Origin of the sequence: Amycolatopsis sp. cmx-8-4 (genome assembly GCF_046548675.1) — a bacterium.
Lineage (GTDB): Bacteria > Actinomycetota > Actinomycetes > Mycobacteriales > Pseudonocardiaceae > Amycolatopsis.
In genome coordinates this window covers 76,310-94,444 of record NZ_JAEBDZ010000012.1, presented here as the reverse complement: position 1 = coordinate 94,444, position 18,135 = coordinate 76,310, and the positions used below count along the sequence as shown (strand labels likewise).

The window sequence follows — 18,135 nt, the reverse complement described above, 5'->3', positions numbered from 1 at the left end:
AGGAGCAGCGATGCGCAAGGTACTGGTGTTCGCGGTAGCGGGAGCGGCCCTCACGATCGGCGGGACGACGGCGGCACTGGCGTCGTCGCACCCGGGTACGGACGACGGCGTCCGGCCGTCCACGGTCTCGACGACGTCGGGAACGCCCACGCACAGCGGGGTTTCGGCGACGGCCACGGTGCCGGAGTCATCGGCGACTTCGGCGCCGGGCGTGACGTCCGTCCCGAGCACGTACCCGTCGGCCGGCCGGCACGGCAGCCGCACGGCCGAGCCCGGTGACGACCGCGGCCGGTCCACTGTGGAGCCGGGCGACGACCACGGCCGGGGTGTCGAACCCGGTGACGACCACGGCGGTCGGGGCGCGGAGCCGGGTGACGACCACGGTGGCCGGGGTGGCGAGCCGGGTGACGACCACGGTGGTCACCACGAGGCGGCCCCCGCCCCGGCGACGACAGCGGACGCGGCGGCGCCGGTCACGGCGAGAACGGTCGCGGTGCGGCGGATGCTCGGACGAGTGGTCATGAGCTGTACCCCTTCCGGTGTCAGGCGAGTCCGGTGAGTGGTTCACCGAACTCCGCGCTCACTGGGAAAGATGCCCACGACCCGTTCGGGTTAGCTCCGAAGTGGGGTTGCCCGCAGAAAAGCAACCCTGGGTGATCTTGAACGTCCTGTCGGACGTGATCCCGTGCGCGACGGCGCTGGTGCTGTTCACGTGCACCGGCCGGCTCGGCTTCGATAAGCGCGGCCCGGCCTGCCGGTGACGTTGGCGAGCGCTTCGCCCGGTGACAGGTCCTTCGTGCGCTTGAACGGCCGGCAGATCCCCGTCCACACCATCGGGACGGGGATCGCCGAACTGCCGGTCCGAACCCGGCGGGTCAGCCCACCGGCACGCCGCGGACCGCGACCGGGCCGCGGGTCGGGTCCAGCTCGGCCGCCTGGTCGACTCCCGCCGGGGTCAGGACGTCGAGGGCCTTCGGTGCCGTGGCCGGGTCGGCGGTGCACACCGGGGCCGTGCCGCCTGCCGCACACAGGCCGAACGTGTACTGGCCCGCTGTCGGCGTGAACGGCCTCGCCTGGTCGGGGGAGTTGCCGTCCTGGCCGGTGAGGACCACCGCGAACGTCCAGCCCGCGCCGGGCGTCCCGAACGCCGACTTCGCCACGCTGACCGTGATGTACCGCGTCGCCTGCGAGGCCTGGACCGAGGGCGTCGCCAGCGCGGCGCCCGAAGCGTCGACGAGTGACGGGTCGGCGAAGCCTTGGACCTCGATCCGGCGGCTCCAGGCGTCGGACGGCGCGATCGTGTACGCCCGGCTCGGGAACGGGGCCGCGGTCGACGTGGTCGCCGCGGCCGGGTCGTGGGCGTAGATCGTCAGCAGCTGGGCGCCCAGCGGTGACCCGAACGTCGGCGTGAGGTCGCGGACCTGGGCGCGGAACACCAGGGTGGTGCCCGAGTCGATGACCTGGAACCGCTGCAGGTCGAACGCGCCCGCGTGGAAGTCCGTCGCGGTCGGGTAGGTGTAGGTACCCGGGCCGTTGTCGTCGCCGTCCGGGTCGGTCTGGTCCAGCAGGACCGTGCCCGTCACGAAGTCCGAGCTGATCGTCCGCTGCACGTAACCCGTGCCGGCACCCGTGGCCGTGGCGGTGACGACGTTCGCGCCCAGGGGCGTCGGCACCGTCGCGGCGAACGTTCCCGCCGCCGAAGCCCGCACCGAGAGCACCGTCGTCGTCCCGGCGTCGGTGGCCGAGACAGCCAGGTCGACCTGGCTGCCCGCAGGCGCGGTGCCGGTCACCGCGGCCGTCGCGGTCGACACCGACGCCGGCGCGTCCAGAGTGACCGTCAAGGCCGCGGGCGGGGCGTGGGTGACGTACCGGGCGCGGACGTCGGCGGGCTGCTCGGGCAGCCTGCCGTCCGCGACGGCCCGGGCCAGGCGCACCGACTGGGACTGCGCCCAGCTCAGCGGCGCGACCGAGCCGACCGACTGGCCCGGCGTGAACCCGATGGACGCGGTTCGCGGGTCCGTGCCGTACGGCGACGCCGGGACCGCCGGGTTCTCCCAGATCTGCTCGGGGATCAGGCCGGTCCCGCCGGTCTGGGCGCGCATCGCGCGCAGCAACGCGCCCGCGCCCGCGCGGTCGCCGGTCTGGACGGCCTGCTCGCCGCGTTCGCCCGCGAGCACCGGCCAGAGGTGCCCGGACCCGGTGTTGGTCGTCGGCCACGGCGTGCCGGTCGGGGCGCAGTTCGTCGGGTCGGGCTCGTAGCAGTCGCCGTAGCCGTCCTCGCTGCCCGGCGCCGACGTGCCGTAGCGGTACCAGCCCGGCCCGGCCGGGGTGTCCCGCTTGATCACGCGGTCGGCGACGGCCAGCGACGCGGTGACGTCGGGGTCGTTCGCCGGCAGCACGCCGAGGCGGGTCAGCTCGAGGAATCCGGCGTCGACGACCGCGCGCTGGTCGGCGTCCACCGAGCCGTTGCCGAGGTTGTAGAAGTACTCCGAGTTCGGGTCGCCGTTCTTGGTCAGCCGCAGGAAGTAGCGGCCGCCGTACGGGCCGTTCGACGTCACGGTCCAGCCCTTGATGCTGCGCTGGAACTGGTCGGCGGTGGCCCGGTAGACGCGGGCGCGCGCCGGGTCGCCGTTGTGGTCGGCGATCACGCCGGCCGCGACGAGCCCGGCGATCTCGGCGGCGATCGTCGAAGGGGAGTAGCCGCCCTGCTCTTCCCAGCGCTCGGAGCCGAACGACGGTCCGTGCGCGACGACGAAGTCGGCGGCCGCGCGGATGTGGCCGGTGTAGAGCGTCCGGTCGCGGTCGAGCCCGGCCTGCAGCGCCATCAGGATCGGGTACGCGCTTTCGTCGAGCTGGTCACCGCCGGAGTCGGGGGCCTTCTTGCCGTTGAGCAGGGAGTTGCGCGGGAACCGGCCGTCCGGCTGCTGCTGGGGGGAGAACAGCCAGCGCACGCTCGCCCGCGCCGTGTCGCGGTCGCCCGCCGCGAGCAGACCGGAGAAGCTCTCGTAGAGGTCGCGGGCGAAGATCTCGCGGTAGGAGCCGAAGTACACGGGCTTGCCGCCGGGGGCGTCGCCCGCGGACACCGCTTGGCCCCACGGGCTGCCGAGCGACGCCACCACCGCGCCCGGGAAGGTCTTGTCCTCGCTGGCCTTCAGGACGTTGGCCGACTGGTAATATGCGTCGGAATCCTTGCCGCGCAACGGGGTCAGCCCGTTGTCGTAGTTCTGCCAGCCGCGCGCGTAGTCGCGGTAGCTCTGGTCGAACGGCGTGCGCAGGCTCGCCCCGGCCGTCGCGACGGCTGCCCGCGCGTCCGTGCCGAAGCCCAGCGCCAGCACGGCCGGGCGGCGCGGGGCCAGGTCCAGCTGCGCGGTCTGCACCACGTTGCCGTTCACCGCCGTCGACGTCGGGTCGGTGAGCCGGTGATCACGGTCCAGCTGGGCCAGTCCGTCACCGGCGGTGCCGGCGAAACCACTGGCGGTGCTCAAGAACTTGCGGTCCGCGCGCAGGGCGGCGGCCAGCGGCGTGCCGTAGTCGCGGGCCGGTGCACTCGAGACGGTGTTCGCGTCGGCGCTGACCAGCGCGGTCGTCGCCGCGTCGACCGTGGCGGTGTCCCCGCCGCCGTTGGCCTCCCCGCCACCGCCGTTGCCGTTGACGCTCGCGTCGAACCGCACGTAGACCTTCAGGTCCCGGCCGGAGTCGCGCAGCGGCTCGAGGCGGGTCCGGATCAGCACGCCGGTGCGTGCCGGGTCGGCCAGGTACTCGGTGACCAGCCGGTACTTGCCGCTGCGCGGGGTCGAGGTCACCTCGCAGGCCATCCCGCCCGCGCTGGTCCGGACCGTGTAGGTCATGTCGCGCGCCTGCAGGTCGGTGAAGCTGCGGCCGTCGGTGACGGCGAACTGCAGCGTCTCGACGTTCGTGTTGTCGATCACCGGCGCGTAGACGTCGGAGAGCACGCCGTTCGCGACGGTGAACCACGCCTTGCTGGTCGTGTTCCGCGCGGTGCCCAGGCAGTCCTTGCGGGCCAGGCCGAAGTGCGAGACGGCGCCCGGACCGTGATCGGCGGCCGCCGAGGCGGCGGGCACGGGCAGGAAGGTGGCGGCGGCCAGCACCGCGCAGAGCACCACGGACCACGTCGACCGAGTCATCCGCACATCGGATCACGCCCGTTCGCGCCGCACCAGGGCCGAACGGCCGCCCGGGCGCGGTAACCGTTGGTTGAGAACCCGGACGAGTGGGTAGCAAACCCGCAGTCCCCCCGAGGAGGTGAATATGGAAGAGCACGGATCGGATGGATGGAACTACCGCGGCACGATCACCCCGCGCACGTTGCCGGGTCTGCGCCGCCATCTCATGTCGTGGCTGCGCGGAAGAGCCGGCGAGGAAGTGGGCCGGCAGGCCGACGAGATCGTCCTGGCCTGCTGGGAGGCGATGGCCAACGTGCTGGACCACGCCTACGGGGGCCGGCCCGGCGAGATCGACGTCCGGGCGCGGATCGACGACCGGGTCCTGATCGTCACGATCGCCGACCGGGGCAGCTGGCAGGCCCTGGAGGAGCAGGCCGGCCGCGGCCGCGGGCTGCGGCTGATCCAGGCGCTGGTGGACGGGCTCGACCTGCGCTCGACCGACGACGGCACGGTCATGACGCTGACCTGGCCGTTCCCGGTCCGCCGCAGCGCCTGAGCAGCGTCTCGGACGCGGTCAGCCCGGAGTCGCGCCGTCGGACAGCTCGGCGACGAACCGGGCCGCGATGTCCCGCAGCTTCACGTTGGTGTGCTGGGACTCGGTGATGAGGCGTTTCATGGCTTCGTCGGCGGAGATCCGGTGCACGGCCATCAGGATGCCCTTGGCCTGCTCGATCACCGCCCGCGATCTCATCGCGGCCTCGAGCTCGGTGGCCCGCTGCCGCGCCTGGTGGTAGCGCCGCGTGGTGCGCAGGCCGAACGTGACGATCGTGGTGTAGAGCTTCAGCAGCTGGGAGTCGGTCTCGGCGAACCCGTGGTCGCCGAAGCCGAAGAGGTTGAGCGCGCCGCCGAGGTGCTCGTCGACCCGCAGCGGCGCGGCGAGGTAGCTGCCGACGCCGACGCTCCCGGCGAACTCGGTGAACTCCGGCCACACCCGCCCGGCCGTGGCGAGCGGCACCCGGACGATCTCGCCGGACGACGCCGCCTGCAGGCACGGGCCCTCACCCGCCGCGTACTGGACGTGGTCGATGTCGACGGCGCGGTCGTCGGTGGCGGCCGCGGTCGTGGGCTCGCCGTCGCGGATCGCGGTGATGCTGGCCATGTCGGCGCCCGGGATGGCCCGGATGGCCTCCGCGCAGACGGCCTGAAGGATCTCTTCGGCGGATTCGGTCTCCAAAGCACCCGTGAGGTCCGCCATGGCGGCGGTCAGCTCGTCGATGTCCTCGGCGGGGATCGGCGCACCGGTCACTGCTCAACTCCGTCCGGGCCGCTGCGGTCAGGTCTCGAACCGTTGCTGCTTCAACGGAACGGCGAAACCCTACTCGCGCCGGTCGCGTCCTCCGCAACTCTGGGCCCGGTATGGCGGTGGCACCGGCCCGGGCTCGCTGCTGAACACCGTGGGTTGGCTGCCGGGACGCCACCTAGCGACCGCCGGCAGTGCCACCCACACATCCAGCCGCCACTGCCCCACGCGTACCCCAGCGGGCCGGATCCCAACCCCCGCGGGCTCAGCGGATCGTGACCTCGGCGACCCTGGTGAGGCCCGACACCCGCAGCACCCGGCCGAGCAGCCGCGGGGCCACCAGCCGCAGGTCGTGGGAGCCGGCCCGGTCGAACAGCACCGCGACGCCGGCGCTGTCGAGGTAGGTCACGCCGGTGAGGTCCACCGTGACGGTGCCACTGGCCGCCAGTTCGCGATCGAGCGCCGAGCCGAACTCGGGGGCGTTGCTCATGTCGATCTCGCCGGTCACGGTCAGTGTCCGGTCTCCCGCGTCATCGGGACCGGGGACCAGGGTGAGTGCCGTCGTCACGAACCGATTCTCCATTCCAGGGTGACGGTGGTGCCCTCAGGGTCGTGGCGGACGGTGACCGCGTCGGCCAGCGCCTTCATCATCGGCATGCCGCGCCCGCGCAGCACGTGGTTGTCGGGCGGCGGCTGCTTCCAGTGGCCGCGGTCGGTGATCGTCACGACCAGCCGGGCGCCGCCGAGGCTCGCGGACAGGTGCGGGTTCGCGCCGTCGCCGCCCACGTAGGCGTGCTCGACCGCGTTCGCACAAGCCTCGCCCGCGGCGACCAGCACGTCCTGCGCGAGGTCCGGGTCGAGCTCCGCGGTGGCCAGCCACGCCCGCAGCCAGTGCCGGGTCGAGGCGAGGCTGTCCGGGTGCGCCGCGAACTCCATCGTCAGCGGCGGCACGGTCCGGCGGTAGAGCAGCAGGGCGACGTCGTCCTCGTAGCCGCCGGCCGGCCGGAGCGAGGTCATCAGCGTGCTCGCCAGGTCGGTCAGCTCGGCGTCGTGCGCGCTGTGGGCGACGCCGGTCGCGCGGTCGATGCCGTCGTCGAGCGATTCACGGCGGCGTTCGACGAGCCCGTCGGTGTAGAGCATGAGCAGCGAGCCGATAGGGACGACCGCCGTGGCCTCGGGCCGCGGTTCGGGGAGACGGACCGCGAGCGGGACGCTGCCGCCCGCGTCGAGGGACTCGGCCGTGCCGTCCGGGTGGATCAGGGTCGCGGGCGGGTGCCCGGCGCTGCTGTAGGTGAGGGTGCCGGTGGCGGGGTCGAGGACACCGCAGAACACGGTGGTGCACAAGGCATCCGGCACCTGGGCGGCGAAGCGGTCCAGCGCGGTGAGGGTGTGCGACGGGCTGCTGGCCTCGAGCAGCAACGCCCGGCAGGCGCTGCGCAGCTGGCCCATCACGGCCGCCGCGGGCAGGCCCCGCCCGACGCAGTCGCCGACCACGATGCCGATGCGGTCGTCGTCGAGGGCGATCACGTCGTACCAGTCGCCGCCGACCTCCAGGGGCGGGGTCGCCGGTTCGTAGCGCACCGCGAACCCCTCGGGAAGCCGGGCGGGGCCGAGGATCGAGCGTTGCAGCGCGAGGGCGACCTCGCGCTGCCGGTCGTCGCGGTGCGCGCGGCGCAGGGCGTGCGCGAGGGTGCCGGCCAGCAACGCCAGCAGCGTCTGGTCCTCGGTGCCGAGCGGCCGCCCGGCCGCGGGTTCCACCCAGAGCGTCAGCTGCCCGTCGGGGTGGTCGAGGGTGGTGCCGGCGGCCGTGCCCGCCGTCGCCGCGTGCAACGCGGGCAGCGCGCGGATGCGGTCGAGCGTCGCCCGCACGGAGGTGTCGAGGTCGGCCCACCGCCGGTCGCCGGGGTCGGTGGAGGTGAGCTCCGGTTCGCCGATCCGCGGCCAGGTGACGGCGAGCACGCGGTCGGCCCGCCACAGGTCGCGCAGCAGGTCCACGGCGGCGCCGAGCACGGCCGGGACGCCGCTTTCCCCGGTGAGGCGCTGGTTCATCGCCGCGAGCGCGGCTTCCCGCTGCACCGCGTAGCGCTCGGCGGTGACGTCGCGGATCGTGCCGACGAGGCGGCGCCGGCCTTGGTCGTCGTTCAGCTCGGTGTACGCGGTCGCGGCCCACACCCGGTGGCCGTCGCGGTGCCGCATCGGCAGCACGAAGCTGCCGGCGGGCTCGGCCTTGGTCCGGGCGAGAGCGTCGAGCACCTGCCGGTGTCCGTCGGGATCGGTGTCCGCGGCAGGCAGCCAGGGGAACGGCTGGGCGTAGGGCAGCCCGTCCGTGCCGTAGCCCAGCAGCTCGGTGAACGCGGCGTTGATCTCCACGATCCGCCCGTCGGCGTCGCCGACGAAGAACCCCTCCTGCAGCGAGTCGATCATCGCCGCGCGCCAGCGCGTGTGCTGCGTCCGCAGCCGGGCCAGCCGGATGGTGGTGCGCACCCGGGCGAGCAGTTCCCGCGCGGAGAACGGCTTCACGAGGTAGTCGTCGGCGCCGGCGGCCAGCCCGTCGACCGCGGCCTCCTGCCCGGCCCGCGCCGAGAGCAGGAGCACCGGGACGGCGGCCGTGCGCGGGTCGCCGCGCAGTCGAGCCAGCAGGGCCAGCCCGTCCAGCCGGGGCATCATCACGTCGCTGATGATCAGGTCCGGCGGGTCGGCGGCCGCGGCGGCGAGCGCTTCGACGCCGTCGCGCACCGACGTCACGGCGTACTCGTCGCGCAGCAGCCGGGCGAGGTACTCGCGCATGTCGGTGTTGTCGTCGGCGACGAGCACCCGCGCCCCGGTGAGCCCGGACGGGACGACCTCGGCCGCGGGGTCGTCGTCCGGTCCCGGCAGCCAGCGCAGGGTCTCCGCCACGAACGGTTCCACGGCCTCGGCGTCGATCCCGTCGCGCGCGGGCCCGGTGGCGACCTGCTCGGCGGGCAGGTGCCCGGTGCCCAGCGGCAGCCGGATCCGGAACGTCGTGCCGGCGCCGGGCGTGCTGTCCGCGGTGATGTCGCCACCGTGCATGCCGACCAGCTCGCGCACCAGGGCCAGGCCGATCCCGCTGCCCTCGTTCGACCGCGCCCGCGCCGAGGGGATGCGGTGGAACCGCTCGAACAGCCGGGGCATCTCGGCGGCGGCGATGCCGATGCCCGTGTCGCTCACCCGCACCTCGGCGTGCTCGCCGTCGCGCCCGGCCGACACCCGGACCGTGCCGTCGAAGGTGTACTTGACCGCGTTGGACAGCAGGTTGAGGACGACCTTCTCCCACATCCCGCGGTCCACGTGCACCGGCTCGCCGACGGGCTCGCAGTCGACCTCAAACGCCAGCCCGGCCCGCTCGACGGCGGCGCGGAACACGCTCGCGAGCTCCGCGGTGAACTCCGCGAGGTCGACCGGCTCGAAGCGCGCCTGCATCCGGCCCGCCTCGATCCGGGAGAAGTCGAGGAGGCTGTTCACCAGCCGTCCGAGCCGCATCGCGTTGCGGTGGATGACGTCGGCTTCCTCACGCACGGCCGCGTCGGCACCGGCGAGCGTCTCCCGCAGTGCGGCCGCCGGCCCCAGGATCAGGGTGAGCGGGGTGCGGAACTCGTGGCTGACGTTGGAGAAGAACGTCGTCTTCGCGACGTCCAGCGCGGCCAGCTCCTCGGCGCGCTCCTGCCGCACCTGGTAGGCGACGGCGCCGTTGACCAGCGCCGTGGTCTGGTGGGCGACCAGCCCGAGGAACGTCCGGTAGTTCTCGTCGACGGCGTGCCCGCCGCTCGCCGCGAGCACGATCACCCCGGTGGCCGGGGTGTCCGCGGCCCCGGGCAGCGGCAGCACCACCGCCTCGGCGGGCGCGGTGGACCAGCCGCCCGCCGGCAGCTCGCCGAACTTCCCGGTCAGCCCGGACACGACGCGCGGGACGCCGTCGGCGAGGACTTCCGCCAGCGGCCAGCCGGCCGTGTCCCCGGAGCCGCCGGGCGTCACGGCGGCGAGGGTGAGGTCATCGGTGCCCGGGCGGCGGACGTGGATCGCGGCGTACGGTACGTCGGCCCCGGCGCGGCCCAGCACGTCGGTCACCAGCTCGCAGGCTTCCGTGACGGTGCGGGCGATCCCGGCTCGCGCGCCCAGCTCGCGCAGCGCGGCGAGCCGGCGCTCGCCGATCACGCGCTCGGTGCTGTCGGTGCAGGCCGTGAACACCGCCTGCACGGCCCCGCTGTCGTCGTGGATCGGGCTGTAGGAGTACGTCCAGTACGTCTCTTCCCAGTAGCCGTGCCGGTTGATCGGCAGCAGCATGTCCTCGGACCAGGTCGCCTCGCCGGTCTCCATCACCCCGGCCAGCATCGGCCCGATGATGTGCCAGATCTCGGACCAGACCCGCTCACCCGGCTTGTCGAGCGCCGGGTGCTTGGTGCCGAGCAGCGGCAGGTAGGCGTCGTTGTAGAGGAATCGCAGGTCCGGTCCCCACCAGACGATCATCGGGAAGCGGGAGGTCAGGCAGATCCGCACTGCCGTCGTCAGGCTCGGCGGCCAGCTCTCCGGCGGGCCCAGCGGCGAGGACGCCCAGTCGAACTCCCGCATCCGGGCCGCCATCCGGCTGGTCCCGGGGATCACGGCACGGGGGCCGGACTCGTCAGCGGCGGTCATCTCTCTCCCGGATCTGGGCTCCGCAAGAGCCTACCGGGGCGCCGCGGGCCGCGCTGATCCGTGCGGTCAGCGCGCCGCGTCGGTCAGCCAGGTCATCGTGATCGTCGTGCCGTCGTCGCGGTGAACCTGGGCGCACTGGTCGGTGAGGCTGTCGATGAGCAGCAGCCCGCGGCCGCGCAACCCGTTGGTGGGCACCGGTGCGCGCCAGTTGCCGTAGTCCGTGACGGTGACGGTCAGCCCGCCCGCCAGCGCTTCGGCCCGGACGTCGATGTAGCCGGTTTCCTGGTCGCGGTAGGCGTGCTCGGCGGAGTTGGCCATCGCTTCGTAGCCGGCGAGGACGACGTCCTCCGCGCGTTCGGTGCCCAGGCCGAGCGCGCGCACCCACTCGGTCAGCGCTTCGCGCAGCTCCGGCAGCCGGTCGGCGAGCGCGACCGTGCGGCGGTGGAACGAGGCCGGGGAGGGAGGCGCGCCCGGGGGGACGGGGTCTGTCATGGGCGGTCCTCTCCGCGGTGACGCACGTGGATCAGCGCGATGTCGTCGTCGTGGCGCCCGTGCGTGAGCTCCTCGACGAGGGTGTCCCACGCCGCTTCGAGGTCGGTCGCGGCCAGCAGGGCCGGGATCCCGGCCAGCAGCCACTCGATGCCCCGGGTGAGGTCGCGGGTGCGGCTCTCGACGAGGCCGTCGGTGTAGCGCACCAGGTCGGTGCCCGGCGGGAACGTGGTGGTGTCCTCGGGGAACGCCGAGCCGACGCCCAGCGGCTGCGCCATCGTCTCGCCGAGCTGCTCCACCGGGGCACCGGGCCGGATCAGGATCGCCGGCAGGTGCCCGGCGTTCGCGAAGCTCAGCGTGCCGTCCGGGTGGTGGACCGCGTAGAAGCAGGTGACGAAGCTCCCGCCGAACAGCCCGGCGGTCAGCTCGGAGACGTTGCGCAGCACTTCCGACGGCGTCAGCTCCAGCAGCGCGTCGCAGCGGATCGCCGTCCGGACCTGGCCCATCACGGTCGCGGCGGTGACGCCGTGGCCGACGACGTCGCCGATCACGAACGCGGTCGCGCCGGAGGGGAGCCGGATCACGTCGGACCAGTCGCCGCCGATCTTCGTCCCGGTGGCCGCGGGCAGGTACCGGGTGAAGACGTCGAGGCCGGGCAGGTCCGGGACGACCGGCAGCATGCTGCGGGACAGCTCGGTGACGAGGGTGCGCTCGCGCTCGTAGCGGCGGGCGTTGTCCAGCGCGATGGCCGTGTAGCCGGCGATGCCCTCGGCGAGGTACTCGTGCCGCTCGGTGAACCGGGCGGATCCGGGGTGGCCGACGAAGAACCCGCCCAGCACCTCGCCGGTGGCCGGGCTGATCGCCGACACCGCCAGGTAGCTGCGCACGGGCGGGTGTCCTTCGGGCATCCCGTGGTGGGGCGCGTTCTTCCCGAACCGCGGGTCCGCGGTGGTGCCGGGGCTGCGGACGGCGCCGGTGCCGTCGAAGGCCGGGCCGAACACCGCGGTGTTGCGCGGTATCGGGAACCGCTCGAACGCCGCCCGCGGCACGCCCGAGAGCGTGTAGAGCGTGTACGACTCGCCGACATCGTTGACGAGGTTGTAGAAGAACGCGCCGAAGTCCGCGCCGGTCGCCTTCGTGGCGGCGTCGGTCGCGTCCTGCACGATCCGGCTGAGGTCCGGCTGGGCGGTCAGCCGCCGGCCGACCGAGTGCAGCGCGTCGATCACCGCGGCGTCGCCCCGCAGCCGCGCCACCGTGTCCGCGAGGTCCGCGGTGGCGGCCCGCACAGCGGCGGCGGCGGCGGCCTCGGTCACGGCCGGTTCGTCCGCCCCGTCGACGAAGGCCCGGCGCACCGCGTCGAGGACTGCGTCGATGGGGGGCGGGGACATCAGGGACTCAGTGCGTCGGTGAGCGACGGGAAGATGGCGAGCTCGTCGGTCAGCCGCGTCAGCTCCAGCGGGCGCAGTGTGATCCGGCCGTTCGCCACCACGCGCAGCGGGGCGGAGCCGGAGTCGCCGCGGTGCGCCCGCACGAGCTCGGCCATTCCGGCCGAGGCCAGGAAGGTGACGTCGGTCAGGTCGATGACCAGCACCGCCGGTTGCTGCCGGGAGGCGCGGTCGGCGAACTGCCGCAGCTTCGGCGCGAGGGCGAGGTCGAGGGCGCCGCTCACCCGGAGCACCGCCGCGCCGTCGCGGTGCTCCAGAACGACGGTGCCCTCGGCACCCACGTCCGGTTCGGCCATGGTCACCATCCTGCCCGTTTGCGCGCGCGAGGCAAACTCGCGGGTGCTGAAACGGCGCAGGCGCCCTGCGGCAGGCATGATTGGTCACGGTTGAGCAGACAGCCTTCGTGATCAAGCGCGCCCGCCGGACGTTCCGGCGGCGGCGCCGAGGGCGGGAGAGACACATGACCGAGAACACCCACACTGAAGGCTCGCCGGCCGCTGTGCCATTCGGCGAGTTCAGGATCGCCCGAACGGAGCAGCGGGACGGCGCGGTGGTGCTCGAGGTCGCCGGGGACGTCGACACCACCACAGCGCCCGCGTTGGTCCAGGCGGCGGACGAGGCGCTCGCCGCGGTACCGAGACTGCTCGTGGTGGACCTGAGCCGCGTCGAGTTCCTGGCCTCGCCGGGGCTGACCGCGCTGCTGATGATCCACCGCAACGCCGCGGCGGGCACCACCGTGCGGATCGTCGCGACCGGCCGCGCCACCCTGCGGCCGATCCAGCTGACCGGCCTCGAGGACAGCCTTTCGCTGTTCCCGACCCGGGAGGCGGCGCTGACGGCTTCCTGAGCCGGCTCAGGCGTGGCGGTGGACCACGAGCAGGGCGACGTCGTCCTGCGCCGGCCGCGAGCCGATCATCGCCGCCATCAGCTGCGCGCACACGCGCTCGGGCTCCCCGGCCCGCACGGTGGCCGCGAGGTCGGTCATGCCGGTGTCCACCGTCCGGTTCCGGCGCTCGACGAGCCCGTCGGTGTAGAACACCAGCACGCCGCCCGGCGGCAGGGCGACGACCGTCCTCCGCCGGACGGGGTGCCCGATGGTCAGGCCGATCGGCGGGTCCGGCGGCGCCGTGACGAGCGCGCCCGGCTCGCCCGGGCGCGCCAGCACCGGCGGCAGGTGCCCGGCCAGCGACAGCGTCAGCGTCTCCCGCGGCGGGTCGACGATCCCGTAGGCGACCGTGGCCATCGCGCCGTGCTCGAAGTGGTTGGCCTTGCGGTCGAGCTTGCCGAGCGTCTCGGCCGGGTCGTCGCAGTCGAGGGCGTAGGCGCGCAGGGCGCTGCGCAGCCGGCCCATGATCACGGCCGCCTCGAGCCCGTGCCCGGAGACGTCGCCCATCACGACGCCGACCCGGTCGCCCGGCAGCGGGAACAGGTCGTACCAGTCGCCGCCGAGCCCGGCGTCCGCGCCGGGCACGTACCGGGCGGCGAAGCCGAGACCGGGCAGTTCGGGCAGCCGGTCCGGCAGCAGGCTGCGCTGCAGGGCCATGGTGGCGGTGCGGTTCTCCTCGAGGGCCTCCACCTGGATCGCCGTGGCGAGGCGGTCGGCGAGCAGCTGCAGGGTGCCGGCTTCGGCCTCGGAGAACCGGCGCGGCCGCACGGACCCGACGTGCAGGACGCCGACCAGCTCGCTGCCGGTGATCATCGGCACCCCGAGCATGGCGTGCAGGCCGCGTTCCCAGAGCAGGGAGTTCACGACGGTGGTCTCGTCGACGTGGTCGAGGACGACGGGCGCGCGGTCCTGGGCCACCCGCCCGGCGAACCCGGTGCCGACCGGCACGCGCACGCCCTGGTGGACCTCTTCCTCGATGCCCGCGGCCGCGATCGCCACGAGCTGCTGCCCGCCCGCCTGGTAGCGGAGCACGGTCGCGGTGTCGACCCTCAGCACCTCGCGGACGCGGTCCAGGGTCGCGGCGAGCAGCTCGGCCAGGCCGAGGTGGCCGGCGGGGGCGCCGATGATCGTCTCCAGCAGCTGCAGCCGGTCCTGGGCGTCGAGGCTCCGCGACATGGATCGACCCTAGCCGGACCTCCTTGGCGGGCCTAGACATCCCGGGTTTCGGCGGCGGGTCCCAGGGGGTACCAGCCGCGCGTGAAAGTCGACCTGGAATGGGTGGGTGTGCTGCGGCACGGCGAGAGCACCGGAAACGTGGCCCGGGAGGTGGCGGAGACGGCGGGCGCGGACGTGATCGACCTCGCCGAGCGCGACGCCGACGTGCCCTTGACCGAGCCGGGCCGGGACCAGGCCGCGGCGGCGGGGGCGCTGCTCGCCGCGCACCCGCCGGACGTCGTGGTCACCTCGACCTACCGCCGCGCCTGGGACACCGCTCGCTTGGCCGCGCCGGCCGGGGTGGCGATCATCCCCGACGAGCGGCTGCGCGATCGCGAGCTCGGCGTCCTGGATCTGCTGACCACCCGTGGCGTCCGCGAGCGCTGGCCCGACGAGGCCCGGCGCAAGCGGCGGCTCGGCCGGTTCTACTACCGGCCCCCGGGCGGCGAGTCCTGGGCGGACGTCGTGCTGCGGGTGCGCTCCCTGCTCGCCGAGCTGAGCGCCGAGCGGCCGGGCGCGCGGGTCCTGCTGAGCGCGCACGAGATGACGGTGTTCGCTCTCCGGTACCTGCTGGAGGGAGTGCCGGAACCGGACCTCATGCGCGCGGCCGCCGCCACGGCGGTCCCCAACGGCTCGCTGACGACCTGGGAACGCGACCGCGACGGCGGCTTCACGATGGTGCTGGCGCAGCGGACGCCCTAGCGCTGGGCGGTGGGCCGGACCACGAGCTCGTTGACGTCGACGCCGTCCGGCTGCCCGATGGCGTACGAGATGGCCCCGGCGATGGCGTCCGGCGGCATCGCGTTCGCGCGGTAGGCGACCATCGCCTCCTTCGCGCCCGGCTCGGTGATCGTGTCGGCCAGCTCGGACTCCACGACCCCCGGCGAGATCGTCGTGACGCGCAGGCTCGGGTCGGACTCCAGGCGCAGGCCTTCGGTGATCGCGCGCGCCGCGTACTTCGTGGCGCAGTAGACCGCCGCCGTCGGCACCACCTCGTACGCGCCCGTCGAGGCGATCGTCACGAAGTGGCCGCCGCCTTGCCGCGTGAAGTGCGGCAAGGTCGCGGCGATCCCGTTGAGCAGGCCGCGGACGTTGACGTCGAGCATCCGGTCCCACTCCTCGACGTGCCGGGAATCCAAGCGGGACAACGGCATCACGCCGGCGTTGGCGACGAACACGTCGATCCGGCCGTGGTCGCGCACCGCCGCGTCGGCGAACGCGGCGACGTCGGCGCGGTCGGTGACGTCCAGGCTGTGCACGTCGGCACGGCCGCCCGCCGCCCGGATCTGCGCGGCGAGCGCGTCGAGGCGGTCCTTCCGCCGGGCACCGAGCACGACGTGGTGGCCTTCGGCGGCCAGCCGCACGGCGGTGGCGTGGCCGATGCCGCTGCTGGCCCCGGTGATGAGGACGATCTTCACTGACTTTCCCTTCAAGGGTTTTCGGGCAGCACAAACAGGCTGTCCAATGTGGAATTGACTCAGCGGTTGACGTTCTCCGGCATGCTTTCGGCGGTGAGGCTGCCCAGCAACGACAACGCCGCTTCCGACGGGCTGCCCGGCTCCGCTTGGTAGACGACCAGCTGCTGCCCGGGCGCGCTGTTCACCGTCAGCGCCTCGTAGCTCAACGTCAGGTCGCCGACCAGCCGGTGGTGGAACCGCTTGGTCTCGTGGGTCTTCTGCCGGATGTCGTGGCGTGCCCACAGCCTGCGGAACGCCTCGCTCTTGACCGACAGCTCGCCGACCGTCTCGATCAGCCGGGGGTCGTCGGGGTCGATCCCGGCGGCCGCGCGCAGGCCGCCGACGGTGTTGGCCGCGACCCGGTCCCAGTCCGGGTAGAACGTGCGGGCGTCCGGGTCGAGGAACACCAGCCGGACCAGGTCGCCGCTGTGGGTGTGGCCGTCGAACAGCGCCCGGCCCAGCGGGTTGTGCGCCAGCACGGTCAGGCACCGGCCGAGGACCACCGCGGGCGTCGCCGGCCAGCCCGCCATCAGGCGGACCAGGTTCGGGCTGACCTGCTCCCGCCGCCGGGCCCGGCGACGGGCCGCCGGTCGGGCCAGCCGGTGCAGGTGGGCGGTGGCTTCGTCGTCGAGCACCAGCGCCCGCGCCAGCGCGTCGAGCACCTGCTCCGACGGGTGCCGTTCGCGGCCCTGCTCCAGCCGGACGTAGTAGTCGGTGCTGACGCCCGCCAGCAGCGCGACCTCTTCCCGGCGCAGGCCCGCGACGCGCCGCCCGCGGCCGCCGGGCATGCCCAGCTCCTCCGGGTTGACCTGCGCACGGCGGGCCCGGAGGAACTCCCCGAGTACGTTTCCATCCATGCCCCCGCCGCCACCCTCAACGGAGGAGCTTCGCTCCGCTGGCTTCTCTTCAGCCATGATCCGAGGCTAACCCGGATCAGGCGGGGGTGACTGGCCGCGCCGCACCCACCCTCAGGTGAGGCGGATCGACGGCCCGTCGACGAGGCCGTCGTCCGTCGTCCGCTGCATCGTCGCCCACGCGGTGCGCCCGTCGACGTCCAGCGTCATCACGGCGTTGCCGAAGTGCGGCCCCGAAACGCAGTCCCACGTCAGGTCCGTGGGCCGGACGCCGGAGCGGCGCGCGAGCCACCCCATCAGCCCGGTCAGCCGCGGGGACCAGCCGAGCCGGAACACGCGGTTCATGTACCACGGCACGGTGTTGTGCATCGGCGAGCAGGTCAGCTGGTGCACCGGCGCGGCCGGTTCGCGCGGGAACCGGGCCCGGGCGACGTAGGCGTGGTGGACGTCGCCGGAGAGCACGTTGACCGAGGCCGCGCCGTCGTCGGCGACCCGGGCGATGAGCTTCGCCAGCCGGTCGAACGACTCGCGGAACGCCGGCCAGTGCTCGAGGTCGGCGAACTGCCGGAACCACTCGGCGGCCTTGCCGCGCACGCCCGGCCGGGTGCACGCGCGTTCGTTGATCGACTGCGCGAAGGACAGCGCGGTCGGCAGCAGCCACGGCAGTGACGTGCCGATCAGCAGGTGGTCGACGTCGCCGCCGGCCTGCTCCTCGATCCAGTGGAACTCGTCCTCGCCGATCATCGACCGCACGCCGCCTTCGAGGATGCGCCCGGCCCGCGAGTCGATCACGAGCAGCCGGACCGGGCCGAAGTCGCGCCGGTAGGACCAGCGCGTGCCCTTGGCGCCGTCGGCCTCCCGGTCGGCATGGTCGGCGAACTCGCGCAGCAGCTGCGCGTTGTCCGTACCGGACGCGCCGACCTGCTGGAAGAGCTTGTCGCCGGCGAGCTCGTCCGGACCGAGGTTGCCCAGGTGCTGGTAGATCCAGTACGACACCAGCGCGCCGCGGATGCGTTCGGTCCACCACGACGTGGCGGCCATCTCCGCCCGCCAGGCCTGCGAGGTGTTCCAGTCGTCGCGGACGTCGTGGTCGTCGAAGATCATCGACGTCGGCAGCGTGGACAGCAGCCAGCGCACCGCCGGGTCGGACCAGGCCTCGGAGTAGAGGTGGCAATACTCCTCGAAGTCCGCGACCTCGGTGCCGGGCGGCTGCGAGGTGTCGCGCCGGCTCGCGAGCCACTTCTGCGTGTCGTCGGTGGTTTCGTCGGCGTAGACCTGGTCGCCGAGCAGCACCAGCGACTCCGGCCACTCCTCCTCGGCGAGCTTGGCCATCCGGCGGGCGTACGCGGCGAGCGCGTCCTGCCCGAGGGCGTCCTGCTCGCGCGGCTTGCGGCAGGAACCGAACACCAGCCGGAACCGGGAGTCCTCGGGGGAGAGCGTGCGGATCCGGCTCGGCGGCAGGTCACCGCCGGGTTCGGGCCAGACGACGTCGCCGTCGAGCCGGACCTCGTACGGCGTGCTCTTCGCCGGTTCGAGGCCGGTGAGCACGACCAGCGCGTAGTGGTGGCCGGAGACCTCGAAGGTCCGGGCGGTCGCGTCGCCGGCGCCGACCTCGCATGGTCCGTCCGTCTCGACCCAGATCGTCGCCGACGTGGCGTCGACGTGCCGGAGGAGCGGGCCCAGCAGCAGCGCGGTCATCCGGCGATCCTCCC

The 18,135-nt window shown here is 73.6% G+C and carries 15 protein-coding genes; 4 read left to right on the top strand and 11 right to left on the bottom strand.

Annotation, left to right across the window (positions count from 1 at the left end; translation table 11 throughout):
* The first annotated feature begins 10 nt into the window (after positions 1-10).
* Positions 11-559 (top strand): hypothetical protein, encoded by a 549-nt coding sequence (locus ACLJQZ_RS25385; RefSeq protein WP_410622368.1) that lies wholly within the window; start codon positions 11-13, stop codon positions 557-559.
* A 316-nt stretch (positions 560-875) separates the two neighbouring features.
* Here ACLJQZ_RS25385 and ACLJQZ_RS25380 read toward each other — a convergent pair whose 3' ends face one another.
* Positions 876-4,145 (bottom strand): glucodextranase DOMON-like domain-containing protein, encoded by a 3,270-nt coding sequence (locus ACLJQZ_RS25380; RefSeq protein ID WP_410622367.1) that lies wholly within the window; start codon positions 4,143-4,145, stop codon positions 876-878.
* Between the two features lie 124 nt (positions 4,146-4,269).
* Between ACLJQZ_RS25380 and ACLJQZ_RS25375 the strand changes: the two genes are divergently transcribed.
* On the top strand, positions 4,270-4,680 hold the full coding sequence (locus ACLJQZ_RS25375; protein WP_410622366.1) for an ATP-binding protein: 411 nt from the start codon (positions 4,270-4,272) through the stop codon (positions 4,678-4,680).
* Positions 4,681-4,698: 18 nt separating this feature from the next.
* Here the strand turns inward: ACLJQZ_RS25375 and ACLJQZ_RS25370 are convergent, their stop codons facing one another.
* From ACLJQZ_RS25370 to ACLJQZ_RS25345, 6 genes are all read right to left on the bottom strand, one after another.
* The gene (locus ACLJQZ_RS25370; protein WP_410622365.1) at positions 4,699-5,430 is read right to left on the bottom strand and encodes an ANTAR domain-containing protein; all 732 of its coding nucleotides are present in this window, start codon (positions 5,428-5,430) and stop codon (positions 4,699-4,701) included.
* A 259-nt stretch (positions 5,431-5,689) separates the two neighbouring features.
* The gene (locus ACLJQZ_RS25365) at positions 5,690-5,992 is read right to left on the bottom strand and encodes an STAS domain-containing protein (RefSeq protein WP_410622364.1); all 303 of its coding nucleotides are present in this window, start codon (positions 5,990-5,992) and stop codon (positions 5,690-5,692) included.
* A complete protein-coding gene (locus ACLJQZ_RS25360; RefSeq protein ID WP_410622363.1) occupies positions 5,989-10,077 on the bottom strand; it encodes a SpoIIE family protein phosphatase in 4,089 nt (1,362 codons plus the stop codon). The genes ACLJQZ_RS25365 and ACLJQZ_RS25360 overlap by 4 nt, the downstream gene beginning before the upstream one ends.
* A gap of 66 nt (positions 10,078-10,143) precedes the next feature.
* Positions 10,144-10,569, bottom strand: coding sequence for an ATP-binding protein (locus ACLJQZ_RS25355; protein ID WP_410622362.1), 426 nt, complete (start codon positions 10,567-10,569; stop codon positions 10,144-10,146).
* Positions 10,566-11,954 carry a PP2C family protein-serine/threonine phosphatase gene (locus ACLJQZ_RS25350; protein ID WP_410622361.1) on the bottom strand — a complete coding sequence of 463 codons (1,389 nt, stop codon included), beginning with the start codon at positions 11,952-11,954 and terminating at the stop codon, positions 10,566-10,568. Before ACLJQZ_RS25350 ends, ACLJQZ_RS25355 begins: the two co-directional genes overlap by 4 nt.
* On the bottom strand, positions 11,954-12,307 hold the full coding sequence (locus tag ACLJQZ_RS25345) for an STAS domain-containing protein (RefSeq protein ID WP_410622360.1): 354 nt from the start codon (positions 12,305-12,307) through the stop codon (positions 11,954-11,956). Before ACLJQZ_RS25345 ends, ACLJQZ_RS25350 begins: the two co-directional genes overlap by 1 nt.
* Positions 12,308-12,471: 164 nt before the next feature.
* On the opposite strand from ACLJQZ_RS25345, the gene ACLJQZ_RS25340 reads away from it, so the two are divergent.
* Positions 12,472-12,858 (top strand): STAS domain-containing protein, encoded by a 387-nt coding sequence (locus ACLJQZ_RS25340; protein ID WP_410622359.1) that lies wholly within the window; start codon positions 12,472-12,474, stop codon positions 12,856-12,858.
* A 6-nt stretch (positions 12,859-12,864) separates the two neighbouring features.
* Here the strand turns inward: ACLJQZ_RS25340 and ACLJQZ_RS25335 are convergent, their stop codons facing one another.
* Entirely contained in the window at positions 12,865-14,073 is a 1,209-nt protein-coding gene (locus ACLJQZ_RS25335; RefSeq protein WP_410622358.1) for a PP2C family protein-serine/threonine phosphatase, read from the bottom strand.
* An 81-nt stretch (positions 14,074-14,154) separates the two neighbouring features.
* On the opposite strand from ACLJQZ_RS25335, the gene ACLJQZ_RS25330 reads away from it, so the two are divergent.
* Positions 14,155-14,814, top strand: coding sequence for a histidine phosphatase family protein (locus ACLJQZ_RS25330; protein WP_410622357.1), 660 nt, complete (start codon positions 14,155-14,157; stop codon positions 14,812-14,814).
* On the opposite strand, the gene ACLJQZ_RS25325 is transcribed toward ACLJQZ_RS25330, so the two are convergent.
* The 3 genes from ACLJQZ_RS25325 to ACLJQZ_RS25315 all read right to left on the bottom strand — a co-directional run bounded on the left by ACLJQZ_RS25325 (position 14,811) and on the right by ACLJQZ_RS25315 (position 18,121).
* Positions 14,811-15,530: an SDR family oxidoreductase gene (locus tag ACLJQZ_RS25325; RefSeq protein ID WP_410622356.1), complete on the bottom strand. Its 720-nt coding sequence runs from the start codon at positions 15,528-15,530 to the stop codon at positions 14,811-14,813. The two genes, ACLJQZ_RS25330 and ACLJQZ_RS25325, sit on opposite strands and share 4 nt — an antisense overlap.
* Before the next feature lie 59 nt (positions 15,531-15,589).
* Positions 15,590-16,426, bottom strand: coding sequence for a helix-turn-helix transcriptional regulator (locus tag ACLJQZ_RS25320; protein WP_410622355.1), 837 nt, complete (start codon positions 16,424-16,426; stop codon positions 15,590-15,592).
* A 111-nt stretch (positions 16,427-16,537) separates the two neighbouring features.
* Entirely contained in the window at positions 16,538-18,121 is a 1,584-nt protein-coding gene (locus ACLJQZ_RS25315) for an alkaline phosphatase D family protein (protein ID WP_410622354.1), read from the bottom strand.
* Positions 18,122-18,135 lie beyond the last annotated feature (14 nt).

Bases quoted from the DNA above. Each gene is read 5' to 3' on its own strand.
- ACLJQZ_RS25355 (WP_410622362.1), bottom strand. From the start codon at position 10,569: ATGACAGACCCCGTCCCCCCGGGCGCGCCTCCCTCCCCGGCCTCGTTC.
- ACLJQZ_RS25350 (WP_410622361.1), bottom strand. From the start codon at position 11,954: ATGTCCCCGCCCCCCATCGACGCAGTCCTCGACGCGGTGCGCCGGGCC.
- ACLJQZ_RS25375 (WP_410622366.1), top strand. From the start codon at position 4,270: ATGGAAGAGCACGGATCGGATGGATGGAACTACCGCGGCACGATCACC.
- ACLJQZ_RS25320 (WP_410622355.1), bottom strand. From the start codon at position 16,426: ATGGATGGAAACGTACTCGGGGAGTTCCTCCGGGCCCGCCGTGCGCAG.
- ACLJQZ_RS25360 (WP_410622363.1), bottom strand. From the start codon at position 10,077: ATGACCGCCGCTGACGAGTCCGGCCCCCGTGCCGTGATCCCCGGGACC.
- ACLJQZ_RS25335 (WP_410622358.1), bottom strand. From the start codon at position 14,073: ATGTCGCGGAGCCTCGACGCCCAGGACCGGCTGCAGCTGCTGGAGACG.
- ACLJQZ_RS25385 (WP_410622368.1), top strand. From the start codon at position 11: ATGCGCAAGGTACTGGTGTTCGCGGTAGCGGGAGCGGCCCTCACGATC.
- ACLJQZ_RS25340 (WP_410622359.1), top strand. From the start codon at position 12,472: ATGACCGAGAACACCCACACTGAAGGCTCGCCGGCCGCTGTGCCATTC.
- ACLJQZ_RS25345 (WP_410622360.1), bottom strand. From the start codon at position 12,307: ATGGCCGAACCGGACGTGGGTGCCGAGGGCACCGTCGTTCTGGAGCAC.
- ACLJQZ_RS25380 (WP_410622367.1), bottom strand. From the start codon at position 4,145: ATGACTCGGTCGACGTGGTCCGTGGTGCTCTGCGCGGTGCTGGCCGCC.
- ACLJQZ_RS25315 (WP_410622354.1), bottom strand. From the start codon at position 18,121: ATGACCGCGCTGCTGCTGGGCCCGCTCCTCCGGCACGTCGACGCCACG.